General features: G+C 47.0%; 1 pseudogene. It reads left to right on the forward strand.

What is annotated here, in order from left to right:
* Window positions 1-257, forward strand: a pseudogene (locus tag H6B51_RS17365) (iron ABC transporter ATP-binding protein); the annotation flags it as partial.
* Between the last annotated feature and the right edge of the window lie 145 nt (window positions 258-402).

Below are 402 nucleotides of genomic sequence, written 5' to 3' on the forward strand. Positions count from 1 at the left end.
ATATCTATCACGCCACCAACATGATGAAAATCGTCCGCCGCCTCTGCGACGAGCTGGGGAAGACGGTGATTTTGGTGCTGCATGAGATCAACTATGCGGCATTCTATTCCGACTATATCTGTGCCTTCAAGGACGGAAAAATCGCCAAGTTTGGCACTGTGGAGGAGGTGATGACGAAAGAGAACCTGTCGCAGATCTATCAGGTGGACTTCGAGATCCTGACCATTGCGGGCAAACCCCTGTCCATCTACTATTGACCCTTATTTTCAGTACTTTTTAGAAAAGGAGTAACCAAGGTTGAAACATTGTAATTTAGGCACCATTCCGAAAAAAGGCGCACAAAACCCAGCCCCCTAAAAGCGGGCAAAATTGAAGTCATGCTTAAAGTCTACGCAGTAGGAG

This window comes from Pseudoflavonifractor phocaeensis (genome assembly GCF_016901955.1).
GTDB classification, from domain to species: domain Bacteria; phylum Bacillota; class Clostridia; order Oscillospirales; family Oscillospiraceae; genus Flavonifractor; species Flavonifractor phocaeensis_A.